This is a genomic window from Pseudomonas hunanensis (assembly GCF_013393325.1).
GTDB classification, from domain to species: Bacteria; Pseudomonadota; Gammaproteobacteria; order Pseudomonadales; family Pseudomonadaceae; genus Aquipseudomonas; species Aquipseudomonas putida_P.
Window position 1 is genome coordinate 1 of the sequence record NZ_QJRC01000002.1, and the last position, 246, is coordinate 246.

The 246-nt window shown below is 58.9% G+C and carries 1 protein-coding gene; it reads left to right on the plus strand.

Annotated elements, in window-relative coordinates; translation table 11 throughout:
- The coding region (locus DM807_RS00010) for an immunoglobulin-like domain-containing protein (RefSeq protein WP_179026914.1) at positions 1 to 246 on the plus strand (246 nt) is incomplete at both ends.

The following is a 246-nucleotide window of genomic DNA, read 5'->3' on the forward strand; positions in this document are numbered from 1 at the left end:
CCACGGGCGCTACCTTCGAGAACCTGCAGTTGGGTGGTGATGCTTCGGTCAAAGTGACCGACACCATCGACGAAGTGGTAGCCAAGCTGACCGCAACGCCTTCGGTCACCGAAGGCGGCGAGATCACCTACACCATCACCCTGACCAACAAAGACGGTCTGCCGATCAACAACCACTCGGAGCTGTACTTCAAGCTGACCGATGGTACGACTGTCGTCGTCGCAGCCAACAGCACCACCGGTTCCG